Genomic DNA, 17,825 nt, shown 5'->3' on the forward strand with positions numbered 1-17,825 from the left:
GGAGGAAAAATGAAGAAAATTTTACTTTTTCTTGCTTTTACCAGTTGGCTTTTTGCCGTTGATGCAACCATTTCGGTCGTCAACAAAGGCTTAGCCCTACCAAAAATCGTGCTTCAAGACGCTACAACCGCCGTCGGCGATCAGGCTTTTAAAAGCAAATTTCATAAAATCATGTTGGGAGACTTGAAGGTCAGCTCTGATTTTGAAGTTGTGGACGAATATATCGCCAGTAGCTATGAGGGCGACTCGAATACGAACGTCATGAGCGAAAAAGGTGCGCAGCTTATATTTAGATACGCGCTTGAGGGCTCTGCAAACTCGCCTCTAACCCTCAGAGTTAAGCTAATTAATGCAAAAACGGCGACTACTCAGTACGAGAAAATTTATAATATGAACGACGGATCAAAGTATCCGTTTATCGCGCATAAAGCGATAGTTGAGCTTATCAACGAGCTAAAAATGCCGCCTGTAAACTGGATGGAGAAATTTATCATCTTTGCCAAAGGAACTGGTTCAAAGCAAAGCGAGATCGTTATAGCCGACTACACTTTGACCTACCAAAAAGTACTTGTTCGCGGCGGTTTGAATATATTTCCTAAATGGGTAGGAGCTGATCAGAGTGCATTTTATTACTCTGATTACAGTGGCAAAAACTTAGTTCTTTATAGATATGACGTTGCAAGCGGCCAAAAAACTAAAATTTTAGATAGCAAGGGTGGTATGCTTATAGCCTCCGACGTTAGCCAAAACGGAGATAAAATTTTGCTAACTATGGCTCCGCAAGATCAGCCTGATATCTATATATACGATCTAAATTCAAAAAGACTATCTCAGGTAACCAACTATAGCGGCATAGACGTCAACGGCAACTTCGTCGATGGCGACAGACGCGTAGTTTTCGTTTCCGATAGACTCGGCTATCCTAACGTTTTCGCACAAAACGTCGATGGAAGCGGCTTTGAGCAGTTGGTCTATCACGGCAAAAACAACAACTCCGTCAGTACCTATCAAAACTATATAGTTTACTCTAGTAGAGAAGACGGCAAGAGTAGCTTTGGAACGAGAGATTTTAACATTTACATGATCTCTACGCAGACTGATTACATCAGACAGCTTACCGCAAGCGGTAAAAATTTATACCCTAGATTTTCTAGCGACGGGCAAAGCGTAGTGTTTATAAAAGAGCTTGGAGGACAGAGTTCACTTGGTATAATTCGCGTAAACGAGAACAAAAGTTTCCAATTTCCGTTAAAAATCGGCAAAATTCAGTCGATTGATTGGTAATATTTAGTAAATTTTATGATATAATCACGTTAAATTTCTATAAAAGGATGAAAATGAAAAAAGTAGTTTTAACTTCTGCTGCTATTGCGGCTTTATTGTTGAGCGGTTGTAGCTCTAAAAACCCTGAAGTTGATATGAGCGCTGACGCTAATCAAAATATGGGCGGTATGAACTCAAGCGATAACATGATGAGTGATAGCGAGAGATTGCAACAATTAATCTCAAGCATTGAAGGTCAAGTTCAAACTGTATACTTTGACTTTGATAAATTTAATATCAAAGGCGACATGCAGTCTGCTATCAACACAAACGCAAGCCTATTTAATCAATCAGAGGCTCAAGCTCTTTCTGTAAAAGTAGAGGGCAACTGCGACGAGTGGGGTACTGATGAGTACAACTATGCGCTTGGTCTAAAAAGAGCAAAAGCTGCTAAAGACGCGCTTGTAAAACAAGGCGTTGCGGCTGACAGAATCACGGTTGTAAGCTATGGCGAAAGCAATCCTGTTTGCACAGACAAAACAAAAGCTTGCGACGCTCAAAATAGACGTGCTGAATTTAAAGTTCTTCCATAATTAATTTTATGACGAATTTAAAAACTTTCGTGGCTCTTTTTATAGGAGCCACTCTCTCTTATTCCGCCTCCAATGAAATTTCGGTATTTGATGCTGGAAATTTAGATAGCTCGAGTCCCTACGGTTTGACCGATAACGAAAAAACTTTTCTAAAGAACAAGCAAAACGTAGAAAATTTAAGTAGAAACATGGGCGACGTCGAGTCAAATTTAAATGCTATGCAAGAGCGCTTAGAGGGCTTGCAAAGTGTACTAGACGGACTAAACTCAAGAATGTCTAGGATAGAAAAAAGACTAAACGATATCGAAGGAAACGACGGAAATTCTACCGCAAAAAGTGATTTTGACGAGCTTAAAAAATACGTAGAAGAAAGCCGAAAAATACAAGAGGCCAACAACGCTAAAATCACCAAAGCCCTTAAGGATATGGGCGCTTTGATAGATAAGAGCAACGCCGCACCCGCTACCACAAAAAAAAACGATGAAGACAAGCCGGTAGCTAGCAATAGCCCAGCCGCTGCTGAGCCACAAGCTCCGAAAATTGATTTTACCAAACAAAAAAATCAAGATGTAGCAAGCGAAGCTAAAAAGCTATTTGACGCAGGTAAGCTCGACGATGCAAAGGCTAGATACGAATATCTTTTAAGCAAAGATCATAAGCCTGCAATGGCGAATTTTTATCTCGGCGAGATAGCGTATCAGCAAAAAGCTTACAACAACGCCATAAAATACTACCAGCAAAGTATCCAGCTTTACGACAAGGCCGAATATACGCCAAAGCTTCTTTATCACACTGCTATTAGCTTTGATAAGATAAAAGACACGGCGAGTGCGAATAAATTTTACAAAGCGCTAAAATTAGGCTATCCGGACAGCAAAGAAGCCAAAGCTGCACCTACTCGAAACTAAAACATTCTTTAATAAATTTAACGATATAATCACGTTATTTTCATAAATAGGAGAAGAACGTGAAAGAACAAGTTATAGCTATGTTTTATGAGCTAAAAGACGCAAAAACGGGCGAAATTTTAGAGTCCAATATGCAGGTTGGGCAAGAAATTTCCTTTTTAACAGGTCGCGGACATATTATCGAGAAGCTAGAAGAAGAAGTTACTAAACTAGAAAAGGGCGAAACAAAGGTTATCGTTATCCCGGCTGCACAGGCTTGCGGAGAGTATGACTCTAGCGCGGTTCAAATGCTGCCTAAAGAGCAATTTGCGGGCATCGAGCTAAAAGAGGGCATGGAGCTTTTCGGTCAAGGCGAGCACGGCGAGAGCGTACGCGTGATTGTAAAATCTATCGGCGAGGACGACGTGACGGTTGATTTTAATCACCCTTATGCAGGCAAGGATTTGGAGTTTAAGGTTCAAATTTTCGACAAACGCGATGCTACAGAGGACGAGATAGCTACCGGCATGGTAGGCGGCGCACATACATGCGGTTGTGGCGGACACGACCACGACCATCACCACGGCGAAGGCGGTTGCTGCGGAGGCCACGGTCATCATCACGATGACGGCGGATGCGGTTGCCACTAAGAGTACCTAGATGAGAGCGGCGTTTATATTTCCGGGGCAAGGCTCGCAAAGTATCGGCATGGGTAAGGAAATTTACGAAAATTTCCGCCCGGCTGCCGAGCTTTTGCAAAATGCAAGCGATAGCCTAAAAATCGACTTTTCAAATCTACTTTTCAACGAAAATGACCTTATAAACAGGAGCGAATTTACTCAGCCCGCCATCGTTTTAAATTCGCTTATGTGCTATCTTGCTTTAAAGCAAAGCGTAAATTTAGAGCCTAGATTCGCGCTTGGCCACTCTTTGGGCGAGTTTAGCGCGCTTGCGGTTAGCGGCGCGTTTGATTTTGTCGATGCGCTTAGGATCGTAAATTTACGCGGTAAATTTATGCAAGAGGACTGCGCGGGCAAAGACGTGACGATGAGCGTTATTTTAGGGCTTAGCGACGAGACGGTCGAGCAAATTTGCAAAAACGCGCAAGCGGACGGCCATCAAATTTACGCCGCGAACTACAACTGCGACGGTCAGATCGTGATCGCAGGGCTAAAAGACGACATCTCCAAATTTGAGTCTGCGTTTAAAGAAGCAGGCGCTAAGCGCGTACTGCCTCTAAATATGTCCGTCATCAGCCACTGCCCGCTTTTGAAAAACGCGAGCGAGAAACTAACGGCGCAGCTAGAGCCGGCATTAGCCGCTAAATTTGCCCCAGTCGTTTCAAATGCGTCGGCGAAGCCTTACGGCTCGAAAGACGAAGCGTTAAATTTGCTAAAAGCCCAGCTCGTTAGCCCTGTTTTATACAAACAAAGTATCAAAAGCATCGAAAACGAGGTTGATATGTTTGTGGAGTTCGGTGGTAACGTGCTAAAAGGCATCAACAAAAAAATCACCGAAAAGCCGACCTTTAGCGTCACCGATCTTAGCAGCCTTGACGAGCTTTTAAAGGAGCTTAAATGATAGCGATCTTAGGCGCGATGCGCGAGGAGGTTGCCCCTCTACTTGAGCGCATCAAGGATTATAAAGAAGTTAAGCACGCAAATAACGTATTTTACCTAGCAAATTTTAGCAGCAAGGAGCTTGTGATCGCCTACTCTAAGATCGGCAAGGTAAACGCCGCTCTAACCGCAAGCGCGATGATAGAGAAATTCGGCGCCCGGAAGCTACTTTTTACCGGCGTCGCAGGCGCGCTAAATCCAAATTTAAAAATCGGCGATATGCTTTACGCGACTAGTCTAGTGCAGCACGACGTCGATATCACGGCGTTTGGGCACCCGCACGGCTACGTGCCCGAGACCAGTATCTTTATCAAAAGCGACGACGCTCTAAATGCGTTAGCCTCTAGCGTCGCGGCCGAAAAAGGCATCGAGCTAAAAGGCGGCATCATAGCCACGGGCGATCAGTTTATCTGCGACAACGCTAAAAAAGAGTGGCTAAAAGCGACCTTCAAAGCCGATGCGGCCGAGATGGAAGGCGCTAGCGTGGCGCTAGTTTGCGAGAGCCTGGGCGTGCCGTTTTTCGTGCTTCGCGCCATCAGCGACGAGGCGGGCGGTAGCGCGGAGTTTGACTTCGATAAGTTTTTACAAGACTCGGCAAACGTCAGCGCGCAGTTTATGCTCGCGATGATCGAGCGGCTATGATAGAGCTTAGCAAGCGGCTGCTGCGCCAGGTCGGGCAAACTAACGCCAGATACCGCATGGTGCGCGGCGGGGATAAAATTTTGCTCGGTCTTAGCGGCGGCAAGGACAGCCTCGCGCTCGCACACGTGCTAAAACACATGCAAAACGTCACGCCCGAAAAATTTGAGTTTAAGGCCGTGACGCTAAGCTACGGCATGGGCGAGGACTATGCATATCTCACGCGCCACTGCGCCGAGCACGGCATCGAGCACGACGTGATCGACAGCTCGATATTCGAGATATCCAAGGACAAGATCCGCAAAAACTCCAGCTTTTGCAGCTTTTTCTCGCGTATGAGGCGCGGCTATCTCTACACCTACGCGCTCGAACACGGTTTTAACAAGCTCGCCATCGCCCACCACCTCGACGACGCGGTCGAGAGCTTTTTTATGAATTTTACTTATAACGGCGCGCTACGAACGCTTGCCCCCAAATACGTCGCGGCAAACGGTATCGAGGTTATCAGGCCGTTTATATTCGTGCGCGAGCGACAGCTGCGCGAAAATGCCGTGCGAAACGGGCTTGCGGTTATCGGCGACGAGGCGTGTCCGGCGATGCGATTTGACGTCAAGATGCCTCACGCTAGAGCGGAAACTAAGGAGCTTTTGGCAAATTTAGAAAAGCAAAATCCAAAGCTTTTCGTCTCGCTAAAGGCCGCTTTTGAAAACATCCACAGCGATACGTTTTTCGCCGCTGGGGCACAAAATTTGACCGACGAGGAGTGAGCACTCGTCAAATTTAGCTTAAATTTGACCGCTCTTTCGGTCAAATTTGACTTTTGCCGGCCAGGTTGCCTCATTCTCCCGCCGCGCCATATTGCGATACGCTATCATCGCTCTGCGGCATCTTTGCTCCTTCGTTTTTGTATTAGTTTATTAGATATTAATTTTTCTTTGTCTTGACTACTTATATTGGCGTCGATATAGATCACCTTTGCCGTATCTCCTATGCGTATTATTGCATCCATCTTTTTTTGCTCGTTTGCCCACGACATAAATGTTCGTACGTCTTGAAAGGTTCCATCAGGCTCCGTGCAATATTTTTCTAAATTTTTTATTGGCATATCTACATAAAACGGCCTTTTTTTGTTTATATTTTCTCCGTCTATCCATCTTATTTTATACCATATATAAGTATCATGACACTTTTTATACGCCTCTTTTAGCTCCTCTTTAGTAGGTTGCCCCGAAACGTTGTTGTCTAGTAGTAAATTTAGCATAGGTTCGTAGTTTGGCATATATTCCATATCTTTAAAATAGTTGCCGTTCCCGTCAAAATACCCCATACTAAATAGTATTTGTAGCATCTCGGTAAAGTTGCCAAAGGTAATATAATCAAAAGGCAATATCCAGCCTTTTGAGCCTTCGTTTTTCTGACCGTATTTTACTTCGTACTCTACAAATATATTATCTCCGTCGATAGTCAAGCTTTTTATCCTATCGTTTTGGGGCGCTTTTAAGTACCTTTGAATTTTTTCTTTATTGCTAAATTTAACCCCGCTATCAAGCAGCAGCTTAACGGTCTTTGTAGAGTTGTTTTCTATGGCGTAGGCTAGGGGCGAGAGTTTGTAGTTATCTTGCGCGTGAGTGTCCGCACCCATATCCATGAGTCTTTTTGCTGTGGTTTCGTCGCCATAAAAGCTAGCGTACATCAGCGGAGTCGTGTTAGCCTTCATCTTTACGTCGGCGCTAAGCCCGTTTCTTGTCATAAAATTTAAAATCTTATCCGTATCTTTTAGCCTCAGTAAATTTCTTAAAGCGTTAAGAGTGGCGTTGTTTTCCTCGTATTCGTCTATATCCCAGTATCTAAAACCAAAGTCGTCTATCTCCTCTTGCGTTACGTATTTGGCTAGCTCGGAGTTTGGGTCTATTTTAGTATCAGGAGTGACGGTAAAATGAGTAGGGCGAGACAGCTTTTCGTAAAGGAAATTTACAAAAACGATGAGGAAAAGAGCGGTGAAGCCAAGTGCGAATTTCTTCAAATTTATCCCTTAAATCAAATTTGCGAAATATTAGCCAAAACCCGGTAAAGAGGCGGTAAATTTGATGAAATTTGAGCCGATAAATTTGGATATCGGGGGCAGGGCGCGGCGAGATCCGTCCGCATAAAATTTGAGCGGGTTAAATTTAAAAGCAAATCCGGGAAAGCAAAATTTGAAACGGTAAAATTGATCAAAGCCCCTGAAGCAAAATGGAGTAGAGCGCGTCTATTTCGTCATCGTCAAGCAGCAGCGTAGAGCGCTCGCTAAAGAGCATTTTTATCTTTTCTAACGCAAAACCCTTTTGTGCGGCGCAGTGCTCGTGAGCGGGCAAGAAGCTCCTAGCTAGCGCAACTCTATCCTCCACGGGCTCGTCGCAGATAAAGCAAAAAAGCTCGTCGTGCAGCCTGCCCTCGGCCTCTAAAATGCGCACGTAGCTCTCGATGAGTAGGCGTTTGGGGGCGCCTCTATCAAAGCGCGAGGCGCAAAGCTCAAGCTCCCGAAAATACACCTCGTCTATCTGCTCGACGTCTCGCAGGTGCGCGTAGAGTAGGCGCATAAACTGCTGCCACACGAGCAGTCGCTCGCGCGAGAGTAGCCAGCGATAGCCTAGGTGTAGGACGCTGCGCAGGTGCGGGAGGAAGTTTTCGCCGCCTTCGAGCTCGAAGTCGATCTTGTAGCCTTGCAGGACGTTTGAGTGGCGCGCGCCGTAGAAGCGGTAGGATTTGACTAGCAGCGATGGCGTGAGGATGTAGACGAGTAGGTCCTCGTCGCGCACCTTTTGCGTGTGCAGGATGTAGCCTTGCATGGTTAGAAAAAGGCTTGGATTTTTTGGCGCAGGATGTCTGGCTCGGCGATGTGATTTATCTCGTCGCGAAAGGCGCTTGCGCCGTCTATACCTTTGGAGTAGCGGTGTAGGTGCTTGCGAAAGATCGCCGCTCCGTGCTCGCCGTAGTGCTCGATCATCGCGTCAAAATGCGCCAAGATGATCGCCTTTTTCGTCGCCGCGTCGATGCTGCCGCCCGTCTTTATCTCGTGGAAAACCCACGGCTTGCCGATGCAGGCGCGTCCTATCATTAGCGCGTCGGCGTTGGTTAAATTTAGCACGTCGGCCGCATTTTCGGGCGAGATGTCGCCGTTTGCGATGACGGGGATGGTTACAGCTTCTTTGGCTCGGCCGATCGCGGCGTAATCTACCGCTGCCGTGTAGCCGCCCGCTCTTGTGCGTCCGTGAAATGCGATGTAGTCTGCTCCTGCGTCCTGCGCGGCGAGGGCTAAAATTTCGGGTATTTTTTCATCAAAGCCCAGGCGTAGTTTGACGCTAGTTATTTGCTTATTTGAGGTTTTTTTGATGGTTTCTACGATGCGTTTTAGGTTCGAGATATCTTTTAGCAGAGCAGAGCCTGCGGACTGTTTGACGACCTTTGGCACGGGGCAGCCGCAGTTTAGATCGATACCGTCGATGCCTTCGATACCGTTTAAAATCTCCACCGCTTTTTTGACGATGTCCGCGTCGCTGCCTGCGATCTGCACGATATAGGGCATTTCAAGCGGTGATTTTTTGAGCATCTCAAGCGTTTTGCTACCCTCGTAGACTAGGGCGTTTGCGCTTATCATCTCGCTTACGGTCACGTCGCAGCCAAACTGCTTGACCACGCTTCTAAGCGGCAGATCCGAAAAGCCCGCGAGCGGAGCTAGAAAAAGCGGCTTTTTTGAAAAATCTATCAGCAATGCGCGTGCTTGAAAAATAGATCTGTCGGGACGTTTTTGCCGTTTTGTCTGAGGTATAGCAGGGTGCGGAAATTTTGGTATTCGCCGGCTTCAAGGCCTGCTAAAACCTCCTGCGCGCGCTCGAGCATCTCAAACTCAAACAGCAGATAGACGTACGCTTCCTGCGCCTCTTGGCGTTCGTTTTTGAGCCGCTCGAAGATGCCGATGATAGCGTCCGGAGCGATTTTGCTTTTTAGCGTCGCGGCGCTGATACTAAAGCTATCTTTTGAAATTTTATCCGAATTTAACAGCTCTAAAATCTCGTCGTTGCTCAAATTTATCTCGTCTTTGGCAAAGCGGGCGATAAGCGTCATGATCTCTTTTTCGTCCAGATCTGGAGCAAATTTTTTGATATCGGCGAGCGAGCCTAAATTTATTAGCTTTTGCCTTGCTTCGCGAGCGATTTCGCCTTGATCGCCCATAGATTTTTTAAGCGTTTCCAGATAGTATCCGTCCAAATTTGCTATTTTGTTTAGCTCGTTTTTGATAAAGAGCGGATTGTCTTTAGGTAGCTTAAATTTCTTTAGGTCTGCGACTTCGCCGTTTTTGACCGTGCGCATTATATCTAAGGCGTTTTGTAGTTCCTCGCCCTCGATATTTGCGTCCTTGTATCTATCCCACGGCGAGAGGACTCTGGCTATCTGGGATGGGATTTTATAAAAGTTCGTTTTAAAGTCTTTGTTCGTATCAAGGCCGAGTAAAATTTCTTTGCCGAGGTCTCTATAAAATTTCTCGTCGTGCGAAATTTTACGTTTAAAAGCGTAAAATTTAAAGCCGTGATAGGCCATATGAAGCACGCAAAATATCGTCAAAATCGCAGGCGGCAATATCATCCACACGGCGACGGGTAAATTTAACGCATACTCTACGTCGCTGCCTAAAAAGGCAAATTTAAGATGAAGCTCGTAAGAGCCTCCCTCGAAAAGATAAACTATCGCGCCGACTACGACCAGGTAAAGCGCGGCGCAAGCTATAAAACGTTTGATTTGCATGGCGTACCCCTATTTTGCGGTTTTTTCCACTATCTCACGGCAGGTGATGCAGTATTTTGCGTGCGGTTTGACGCGCAAACGCGCCAGTCCGATATCTTCCTCGCACATCTCGCAGATGCCGTAGGTTTTGTCGGCGATCTTTCGCAGCGAGACGTCGATCTCGGCTAGTTCTTGTCTTTGTTGAGCGCTGATTGATTGCTCGATGAGCTGATCGGCGTTTACGGAGGCGATATCAAACTCGTCGCTGACGCCGCTTTGGCGTAGTCCTGCCATCTCGTTTGACGAGTCAAAAATATTTTTAGTTATCTGTGCTTTTCGCTCCAGTAAAAGTGCCTTAAACTGCTCCAGGTCGCTTTTGCGCATTTTTTTCCTTTATTTGTGATATGGGTGGTTCGCGTTTATGCAAAGAGCTCTGAAAATCTGCTCGTGAAGCATAAGTTTAGCGATCTTGTGCGCCATCGTCATGCGGCTTAGGCTAACGACGGCGTCGGTTTTTTGTTTAAAATTTTGGCTCAGCCCGTAAGCTCCGCCGATAAAAAACGAAATTTGAGCCTTGTCCGAGATGAGTTTGGCAAACTCCTCGCTGTTAAATTCGCGACCCGCTTCGTCAAGAGCCACGCAAAAGCCGTTTAAATTTGGCTCATAAACCTCGTCGTAGGCTTTTAGCGCCTCATCTCGCCCTTTGCTTTGGGCTTTGGCGATTTTGTCGTTAAAGATAACGACGTCTGAAATTTTGGCGAATTTCGACGACATTTTCGCGTACTCTTTGATCTCGTTTTCAAAATTTTCACGTTTTGACTTTTGGATGCAAAACACGGAAATTTCCAAATTTATTCCTCGTCGTCCAAGCTTTGAGCGCTCGGCTGCTTAGCGGCGTAGGCCGGGTTGTTTGAGAGCAGCCTTATCATATCGCTTAAAAACTGCTTATGCTCTTTGCGCTCGACTATGGCGTCTATTAGACCGTGCTCTAGCAAAAACTCCGATCTTTGAAAACCTTCCGGCAGATCGGCTCCGATGGTTTGCTTGATAACGCGTTGTCCGGCAAAGCCGATGAGAGCGCCCGGCTCTGCGATGATGACGTCGCCCAGCCACGCAAAAGACGCGCTAACTCCGCCCATCGTAGGATCGGTTAGGACCGAGATATACGGCACTTTTGCCTCGTCAAGTAGCTTTAGCGCGGCGGAGGTTTTTGACATCTGCATCAACGAAAACGTACTCTCCTGCATCCTCGCTCCGCCCGAAGCTGAAACGATGATGAGAGGCTGCTTTTTATCGAGCGATCTTTTTACGGCGCGCACGATCTTTTCGCCCTCGACCGAGCCTAAAGAGCCGCCCATAAAGCTAAAATCAAAAACCGCTAGCTGTACGTTCATGCCGTCGATCTTGGCTTCGCCGCAGATCACGGCTGAGCTTCTGCCGGTCTTTTCCTCGTTTTCGCTTATACGTTTTTTATAGGATTTTTTATCGACGAATTTGATCGGATCGACGGGCTTTAGCTTGGTATCAAGCTCGATAAAACTGCCCTCGTCGCAGATCATCGCTATCCTCTTATCGGCGGCTAATCTCATGTGAAAACCACACTTTGGACAGACGTTAAAATTTGCTTCGACCTCTTTGTAATACATCAGCGAGTGACAGCTGTCGCATTTGACCCAGTGCGCCGGAGCCTCGCTAGGAGCGGATTGTTGCTTTCTCGTTTTGGAAAAAATATCTAAAAAGCTCATGATTCCTACTTTTTAAAAAATTTAGGGATTATAGCCAAAGTTAGCTTATGTTTTGCTAGACGGGTATTAAATTTACGCTACGCGCTTTCGGGAGTAGGCGGGTAGAATCGCGTAAATTTGCACTGTTATTTTTATGTTTTCCGTGGAAATTTTAAATTTATACGGAGTTGGTTTTAAAATTTGAAAGGTTAAATTTAAGAGATTTGACTGCGGTGTGTTTTAACTTTGCGATATAAATTTAAAGAGCTCAAATTTGTAAAATTTAACTCAAATAAATTTGAGCCTTTAAATTTACGGCTTACCACTCGATGTAGGTTTTCGCCTTTTTTATGTTTGCGATTTTTATTTTTAAAATTTGACCTTCGCTTTCAAACGATATTTCTTCATCGTCGGCGGATAAAATTTTGCCTTTTAGTTTTTTGTTTTCGCCGTCTACTTCGGCTGAAATTTTAGCCAGTTCGCCGATACTCGAGATAAAATGGCTCGGTTTTTCTAGCTTTCGCTCCAGACCCGGCGAGCTAACCTCTAGCACGTAGTCTCCGCTAAGCGGCGGCTCGACGTCAAATATCGGCGAAAGCAAACGTGAAACCTTTTCGCAGTCGTCTAAATTTACGCCGCCAGGTTTTGCGATGTAGATCCTATAAATAGCTCTGCCGTTTTCGTTTGCGACCTCGACGTCGTAGAGCTGCACGCCGCACTGCGAGATCAAATTTTCAAGATTTTGCATTTTTGTTTAGATCCTCTGAGATTTTTTCAAACAAATCGTCCATATGGTTTTGATACTCGAGCCTGTCGTCAAATTTAAAGTGAAAATTTGGCGCCCTATACCAGCCCTCAGCTGCCATGCAGTGGTTTTGTAGGTGCTTTGATACGCGTTTTAGGCGGTCTAGTATATAGGCCTGCTCGCGCTCGTCAAACATCATCTTATCGAGGTATACGAACGCGTCGTATCTGCCTTTTTTACACTCGACGTCGGTCACGCACAGTCCGCGTAAAAGCTCGTCCTCAAGCGTAGATAGAGCCTCAGGTAGAAGCTCTTTTAGTACGCTTTGCGTGCGCAGCCGCTTTATCTCCGAGGGGTTCATAGGCTGGCTTGCTCCTCTACTTCTTTAAAGCTCTCGATGTAGTCGCCTTCTCTGATGTCGTTATATCCGTCGATACCTACGCCGCACTCAAAGCCGCGCGCTACCTCTCTCACGTCGTCTTTGAAGCGTTTTAGCGAGCTTACGGTGCCCTCGTGTACGACTACGCCGTTTCTGATTAGGCGAATTTTCGCGCCGCGGTTTATCGTACCTTCCGTCACCATGCAGCCTGCGATCGCGCCTACTTTAGGGACGTTGATGACCTGGCGTACTTGGGCTTGTCCGAGCTGCTCCTCGTGGATGACAGGCGACATTAGGCCGCTTAGGATCGCCTTTACGTCGTCGAGTAGGTTATAGATGACGTTGTAGGTTTTGATCTCGACGCCGCTTTCCTTGGCTTTTTCTTTTACTTCGCCCGTCGGTCTTATGTTAAAGCCCAAAATCACGGAGTTTTCGCTCGCTCTGGCTAGCTCCACGTCGCTTTGTGTGATGCCGCCCACGCCTGAGTGGATGATATTTACTTTTATCTCGTCGTTGCGAAGTTTTTCTAGGCTTGCCTTGATGGCTTCTAGTGAGCCGCCCACGTCGGCTTTTACGATGACAGGGAGCGATTTTAGCTCACCCTCGGCGATCTTTTCGCTAAGCTCTTCTAGGCTTACTTTAGTAGTTTTGCTGAGCTCTTTTTGGCGCAAATATTCAGCTTTTTTCTGTGCGTATTCGCGGGCTTCTTTATCGGTTTTGACGCTTATTAGCGTTTCGCCGGCTTCCGGAATTTCGCTAAGTCCCATTATTACGCCGCATTCGCCCGGTTTTATCTCTTTTAAAATTTTGCCTTGATCGTCGGTTATCGTTCTTATCTTGCCGTATGCGACGCCTGCAACCACGATATCGCCGACTCTTAGAGTACCGTTTTCTACGATAACCGTAGCTACCGGACCGCGCCCTTTTTGCTGCGAGCTTTCTATTATGGCGGCTTTTGCGTTTGCTTGTGCATTTGCTTTTAGTTCTAAAATTTCAGCCTGCAAGAGTACGATCTCAAGCAGATCATCTATACCCATACCCATTTTTGCCGAGATCGGTACGAACTCGTACGTGCCGCCCCAGTCGGTAGATAGGATATCTAGCTCGGCTAGTTCGCTTTTTACTTTGTCAGGGTTTGCGGCCTCTTTATCCATCTTGTTTATCGCGATAATGATCGGCACGCCCGCGGCTTTTGCGTGGCTTACGGCTTCTTTGGTCTGCGGTTTTACGCCGTCGTCGGCTGCGACTACGATGATAACGATGTCGGTGATCTTGGCTCCTCTAGCGCGCATAGCCGTGAAAGCTTCATGGCCCGGAGTGTCGATAAAGGTAATATTTTTGCCGTTTTTATTTACCATGTAGGCGCCTACGTGCTGCGTGATGCCTCCAGCTTCGCCAGCTGCCACGCGCGAGTTTCTGATGTAGTCTAGTAGCGAGGTTTTACCGTGATCGACGTGACCCATGATGGTTATAACAGGAGCTCGGACGGTCAAATTTGCATCGTCTAGTTGCTCCTCTTCTTCGTCGTAGGCCTTAACGTAGTCAAACGCTTCTTGCGTATCGACGATATTTACCTCTATGCCGAATTCATCAGCCAAAATCTCTATCGCATCCTCGTCCAGGAAGTCGTTTTTGGTCGTCATCATGCCGAGCATAAAGAGCTTGCCGATGATTTCGCTCGGTTGCTTGTTGATTTTGTCAGCAAATTCGTAAAGACGGATCTCTTTTGGTATCTCAACGTAGGTTACCGCCTCGCCGTTATGGTCGGCTCGTTGCGATTTTTTATGTTTTTTGCGAGGCCTGCGCGCTGTGCCTTGTTCTAGAAACGAGCTTATGGAGGTATTTAGGACCGGCTTATAGCCCGTATTTGTCGGTTGTTTGATTTTTTGAGGCTCCGGAGTTTGCGTTCGTACTGAAAAATCGGGCAATATAACTACGTCTTCGTCGTCTATCACGATGTCCGCCATATCGCGGTCGCCGAGTAGATCCATCTTTGTAGCGCCGTCTTTTTTGGTTGCGACGACCGGTTTTTTCTCTTTTTTCTTTTTGCGTTCGATCTTTTCGTCGCTAAATTTAAACATATTTTCCAAATTTAGCGCCGGCGCAGACTCTCTTCTCTCGCTTGCTCTAGGTGCTGGCTGTTCGTCTTTTTTCTTTTTTACGATGACTAGGCCGCGTCTTTTTTGCAGGCTAACATCGGCTAAGCTTTCTTTTGGCTGAACGGGATCGGTAGCCACAGGTTGGGCCTCTGGCTCCTCTTTGGGAGCTGCTTGGATTTTTGGCTCCGGCGCTTTTTCGGCCGGTTTTTGAATGACTGTTTTTTGCTCTTTTTCAGATTTCTTATCGTTTTTTGTTTCTACTTTTTCTTTTGGCAAAGGCTTTTCTTCTTTTGCGGAGCTTGGTTTTTTAGCCTCTTTTGGCTTGCTTTCTTTTCCCTCTTTGCCCTCTTTAGCTTCCGCTTTTCTTACGGTCGGTTTTTTCTTTTCGGGTTTTTGCTTGAGAGCTTCGGGGATCTCGCCGGTTTGGATGTAGGTGTATAGCGCCGCCGCTTCTTCAGGACTAACGCCACTTGAGTGCGTTTTGACCTTTAGCCCAAGCTCAATAGCCTTTTCTAAAACCTCTTTGCTATTGTAGCCGAGCTCATTTGCTATCTCTGAAATTCGAACAGTCCCCATTTAAGAGTATCTCCTTTAAATTTTGCCCGTTTTGTAGCGTCGCTATAAAGCTGCCTGCGACTCTTCCGAGCGATTTTCTTAAAATTTTCTCGTCTTTTTTTAGACATTCCTCGCAAAGATAAAAGCTACGTCCGTTTCCGTTTCCGAAAAATAGCGAAGAATTTATCAGTCTGTATCTACGCAAAATTTGCTGTTCAAAGCGCTTTTTGCAGACCACGCACGTCCTGATAGGGATAAATTTTTGAGCCATTATTATAACTTCTTTTAGCTTTTTTTTAGCTTTGTAGGATTTTTATCCCGTCGTTGTCAAAATTAAAAATTTCAACTCGAAAGCTCTTAAATTTATCTTGAAGTTTTTGTTTTAAATTTGCCGTATCGTCCGCGTAAACGATGTTTAAAAAGCTAGACCCGCTGCCAGAAAGCGTACTCAAAAGAGCGCCGTTTTCGTAGGCCATCTTGCGCACCTCAAAGAGTTCTGGCAGGTTTTGCATGCGGATTTGTTCGTGCATGACGTCTTTTGCCGCCGTTCTTAAAAGATCGTAATTTTCGCTAAAAAAGCAAGCCGTGAGAAATGCGGCATGAGAGAGGTTGCTAACGCACTCACCCATCGTGAAATTTTTAGGTAGCTTGGCGCGCGATTCGTTCGTGCTCATGGGCTTATCGGGGATCACGACGACGGCTTTTATATCGGCGTTTAAAGGCTTTTTTAGAGATTTTACTTTGCCGTTTTCAACGACCGAGCTCACAAAGCCGCCAAGCGTCGCCGGAGCGATGTTGTCCGGGTGATTTTCGTAAACTAGAGCTTGGTTTAAAATGGCGCTTTTATCAGCCTTAAATCCAGCCGCCGCGTAAGCCGCCGCGATGGCTGAAGTGATAACCGCAGAGGAGCTACCAAGGCCGCGAGAGAAGGGAATTTGATTGGTAAAAATCATACGAAAAGTATCTTTTTTGCCCGTTAGTTTGACGTAAATTTCATTGAAAATAGATAAAAAAATGTTGTTTTTTTTAAGAAGCGCGTTGTCTTTGCCTTCGCCCAAAATGCTCACTGAGGCGAAATTCGCCCTTGTTATCTCGACAGTGTTGTGTAGCTCTAAGGCAAGTCCTAGAGCGTCAAAACCGGGGCCAATGTTTGCGCTCGTGGCGGGAACTAAAATTTGCAAGAAATCTCCTAAACGGCTTGAATAACGTAATTTGGTAGGGTATCTAAATTTAGATTTAAAACGGCTAAATTTTGTGGCAAGCCAAATTCGCCGGCCTCTGCTTTTTGCAGTTTGACGCCATCAGGCGTATCTACGAAGCTTAAATTTTTATTCGCTCGTATCGGTGCGCCGTCGTTTAGCTCAAAGCCGCTAACTGCATAAAATTCGCACTCTTTTACTATACTAATCGTCTTTAAAACGACGTATGCGACCTTGACTCCCATAAAACTACCAGGGCCGTTTGCGTAGATGATTTTTTGTAGATTAAATTTACCGTCGTTTAAAATCTCGTCCATTATTTTTACTAGGGAGACGTCGGATTTTTCTTCGCTAGAAATTTGCTCTAAAAGCTCGCCGTTTTCGTCATAAATGCCAACGATTAGCGGCGAGCTAAGAGCGATAACTAAAATTTGGATATTTTTTATGCAAATACCTTTTGGTACTCGCGCGCGAAATCGCCTTTTAGCGTGACGATTTCGTAGTTTTTATCGTCGCTTAGGATAGCTAGCGTTAGCTCGTGGTTTAGCTCGTGACTGCCCGCAAAGCTCGTATAGTCAGCCATCAATGGCGCACCCATCAGGCTTAGATCGCCAATCGCGTCTAAAATTTTATGACGAACGAATTCGTTTTCAAAGCGTAGGCCTTCAGGATTTAAAATTTTATTATCGTCGATAACCACGGCGTTATCTAGGCTACCGCCGAGGGCTAAATTTTGCGCTCTTAGCATCTGGACGTCTTTTAAAAATCCAAATGTTCTAGCGCGCGCGATCTCCTCGATGTAGGCTTGTTTGCTAAACTCGAACACGTAGTTTTGCTCGCCGATTATCGGGTGGGCAAATTTGATAGTAAAGTCGAATTTCGGGTTATTTGACGGCGTTACTCTGGCGAATTTTCCGTTTTTGTTTACTTCTACTGGGCGTTTGATTACGATTACCTTTTTATCTGCGTCAAGCTCCGATGTGCCGGCTTCATCCAGCATCATGCAGTAGCTTATCGCCGAGCCGTCCATGACCGGCACCTCGTTGGCGTCCAGGACGATACGGACGTTGTCGATGCCGTAGCCGTTTATCGCGCTAAGGAGATGTTCGATCGTCGAAATGTAGCCCTCTTTGCCGCCGATTACGGTTGCCATTTGAGTGTTTATCACGTTTTTCGGCTCTGCTTTAAAGCTCACTCCGAGGTCTTTTCTGTAAAATATTATTCCAGAATTTGCCCCGAGCGACTCAAGCGTGATTTTTATCGGCTCGCCCTTGTGAAGTCCGATACCTACGCCTTCTACAGTTGATTTTATAGTTGTTTGTTTCAAAATTTCGCCCTTATTTTTCTTACTCTTGCCATTAT

The 17,825-nt window shown here is 45.9% G+C and carries 21 protein-coding genes; 7 read left to right on the forward strand and 14 right to left on the reverse strand.

Going from position 1 to position 17,825, the window contains the following annotated elements; translation table 11 throughout:
• Positions 1-9 precede the first annotated feature (9 nt).
• From tolB to Q0394_RS07640, 7 genes are read left to right on the forward strand one after another with little or no spacing between them, the layout of a single operon-like run.
• Positions 10-1,284: a Tol-Pal system protein TolB gene (gene tolB / locus Q0394_RS07610; protein WP_298946524.1), complete on the forward strand. Its 1,275-nt coding sequence runs from the start codon at positions 10-12 to the stop codon at positions 1,282-1,284.
• Between the two features lie 53 nt (positions 1,285-1,337).
• Positions 1,338-1,856, forward strand: coding sequence for an OmpA family protein (locus tag Q0394_RS07615; RefSeq protein ID WP_298791568.1), 519 nt, complete (start codon positions 1,338-1,340; stop codon positions 1,854-1,856).
• Positions 1,857-1,864: 8 nt separating this feature from the next.
• Positions 1,865-2,764 carry a tetratricopeptide repeat protein gene (locus Q0394_RS07620; RefSeq protein ID WP_298791569.1) on the forward strand — a complete coding sequence of 300 codons (900 nt, stop codon included), beginning with the start codon at positions 1,865-1,867 and terminating at the stop codon, positions 2,762-2,764.
• A gap of 59 nt (positions 2,765-2,823) precedes the next feature.
• Positions 2,824-3,393 carry a peptidylprolyl isomerase gene (locus Q0394_RS07625; protein ID WP_298946526.1) on the forward strand — a complete coding sequence of 190 codons (570 nt, stop codon included), beginning with the start codon at positions 2,824-2,826 and terminating at the stop codon, positions 3,391-3,393.
• Positions 3,394-3,403: 10 nt separating this feature from the next.
• The gene (gene fabD, locus Q0394_RS07630) at positions 3,404-4,324 is read left to right on the forward strand and encodes an ACP S-malonyltransferase (protein ID WP_298791573.1); all 921 of its coding nucleotides are present in this window, start codon (positions 3,404-3,406) and stop codon (positions 4,322-4,324) included.
• Positions 4,321-5,004, forward strand: a complete 684-nt coding sequence (locus Q0394_RS07635; RefSeq protein ID WP_298946528.1) for a 5'-methylthioadenosine/adenosylhomocysteine nucleosidase — start codon at positions 4,321-4,323, stop codon at positions 5,002-5,004. Before fabD ends, Q0394_RS07635 begins: the two co-directional genes overlap by 4 nt.
• A complete protein-coding gene (locus Q0394_RS07640; RefSeq protein WP_298946530.1) occupies positions 5,001-5,768 on the forward strand; it encodes an ATP-binding protein in 768 nt (255 codons plus the stop codon). Before Q0394_RS07635 ends, Q0394_RS07640 begins: the two co-directional genes overlap by 4 nt.
• A gap of 104 nt (positions 5,769-5,872) precedes the next feature.
• Here the strand turns inward: Q0394_RS07640 and Q0394_RS07645 are convergent, their stop codons facing one another.
• The 14 genes from Q0394_RS07645 to lpxC all read right to left on the reverse strand — a co-directional run bounded on the left by Q0394_RS07645 (position 5,873) and on the right by lpxC (position 17,790).
• The gene (locus tag Q0394_RS07645) at positions 5,873-7,024 is read right to left on the reverse strand and encodes an ankyrin repeat domain-containing protein (protein WP_298946533.1); all 1,152 of its coding nucleotides are present in this window, start codon (positions 7,022-7,024) and stop codon (positions 5,873-5,875) included.
• A gap of 190 nt (positions 7,025-7,214) precedes the next feature.
• Positions 7,215-7,829, reverse strand: a complete 615-nt coding sequence (gene recO / locus Q0394_RS07650; RefSeq protein WP_298946535.1) for a recombination protein RecO — start codon at positions 7,827-7,829, stop codon at positions 7,215-7,217.
• A 2-nt stretch (positions 7,830-7,831) separates the two neighbouring features.
• On the reverse strand, positions 7,832-8,749 hold the full coding sequence (locus Q0394_RS07655; RefSeq protein WP_298946586.1) for a tRNA-dihydrouridine synthase: 918 nt from the start codon (positions 8,747-8,749) through the stop codon (positions 7,832-7,834).
• On the reverse strand, positions 8,746-9,783 hold the full coding sequence (locus tag Q0394_RS07660) for a hypothetical protein (protein WP_298946537.1): 1,038 nt from the start codon (positions 9,781-9,783) through the stop codon (positions 8,746-8,748). Before Q0394_RS07660 ends, Q0394_RS07655 begins: the two co-directional genes overlap by 4 nt.
• 9 nt (positions 9,784-9,792) lie before the next feature.
• On the reverse strand, positions 9,793-10,146 hold the full coding sequence (gene dksA, locus Q0394_RS07665) for an RNA polymerase-binding protein DksA (RefSeq protein WP_002947510.1): 354 nt from the start codon (positions 10,144-10,146) through the stop codon (positions 9,793-9,795).
• Between the two features lie 9 nt (positions 10,147-10,155).
• On the reverse strand, positions 10,156-10,611 hold the full coding sequence (locus tag Q0394_RS07670) for a 23S rRNA (pseudouridine(1915)-N(3))-methyltransferase RlmH (RefSeq protein ID WP_002947511.1): 456 nt from the start codon (positions 10,609-10,611) through the stop codon (positions 10,156-10,158).
• Between the two features lie 2 nt (positions 10,612-10,613).
• Complete coding sequence (gene accD / locus Q0394_RS07675) at positions 10,614-11,507, reverse strand: acetyl-CoA carboxylase, carboxyltransferase subunit beta (protein WP_298946539.1); 894 nt, start codon at positions 11,505-11,507, stop codon at positions 10,614-10,616.
• A 298-nt stretch (positions 11,508-11,805) separates the two neighbouring features.
• The gene (rimP, locus tag Q0394_RS07680) at positions 11,806-12,234 is read right to left on the reverse strand and encodes a ribosome maturation factor RimP (RefSeq protein ID WP_122868837.1); all 429 of its coding nucleotides are present in this window, start codon (positions 12,232-12,234) and stop codon (positions 11,806-11,808) included.
• On the reverse strand, positions 12,221-12,592 hold the full coding sequence (gene rbfA / locus Q0394_RS07685) for a 30S ribosome-binding factor RbfA (RefSeq protein WP_002943703.1): 372 nt from the start codon (positions 12,590-12,592) through the stop codon (positions 12,221-12,223). Before rbfA ends, rimP begins: the two co-directional genes overlap by 14 nt.
• Positions 12,589-15,285, reverse strand: coding sequence for a translation initiation factor IF-2 (infB, locus tag Q0394_RS07690; RefSeq protein ID WP_298946541.1), 2,697 nt, complete (start codon positions 15,283-15,285; stop codon positions 12,589-12,591). The genes rbfA and infB overlap by 4 nt, the downstream gene beginning before the upstream one ends.
• Positions 15,251-15,535 (reverse strand): DUF448 domain-containing protein, encoded by a 285-nt coding sequence (locus Q0394_RS07695; RefSeq protein ID WP_002947517.1) that lies wholly within the window; start codon positions 15,533-15,535, stop codon positions 15,251-15,253. Before Q0394_RS07695 ends, infB begins: the two co-directional genes overlap by 35 nt.
• 25 nt (positions 15,536-15,560) lie before the next feature.
• Complete coding sequence (thrB, locus tag Q0394_RS07700; RefSeq protein ID WP_298946543.1) at positions 15,561-16,445, reverse strand: homoserine kinase; 885 nt, start codon at positions 16,443-16,445, stop codon at positions 15,561-15,563.
• Between the two features lie 8 nt (positions 16,446-16,453).
• Positions 16,454-16,780, reverse strand: coding sequence for a glycoprotease (locus tag Q0394_RS07705; protein ID WP_298946545.1), 327 nt, complete (start codon positions 16,778-16,780; stop codon positions 16,454-16,456).
• Between the two features lie 125 nt (positions 16,781-16,905).
• On the reverse strand, positions 16,906-17,790 hold the full coding sequence (lpxC, locus tag Q0394_RS07710; RefSeq protein ID WP_298946547.1) for a UDP-3-O-acyl-N-acetylglucosamine deacetylase: 885 nt from the start codon (positions 17,788-17,790) through the stop codon (positions 16,906-16,908).
• Between the last annotated feature and the right edge of the window lie 35 nt (positions 17,791-17,825).

It is taken from the genome of uncultured Campylobacter sp. (assembly GCF_938039205.1).
Lineage (GTDB): Bacteria > Campylobacterota > Campylobacteria > Campylobacterales > Campylobacteraceae > Campylobacter_A.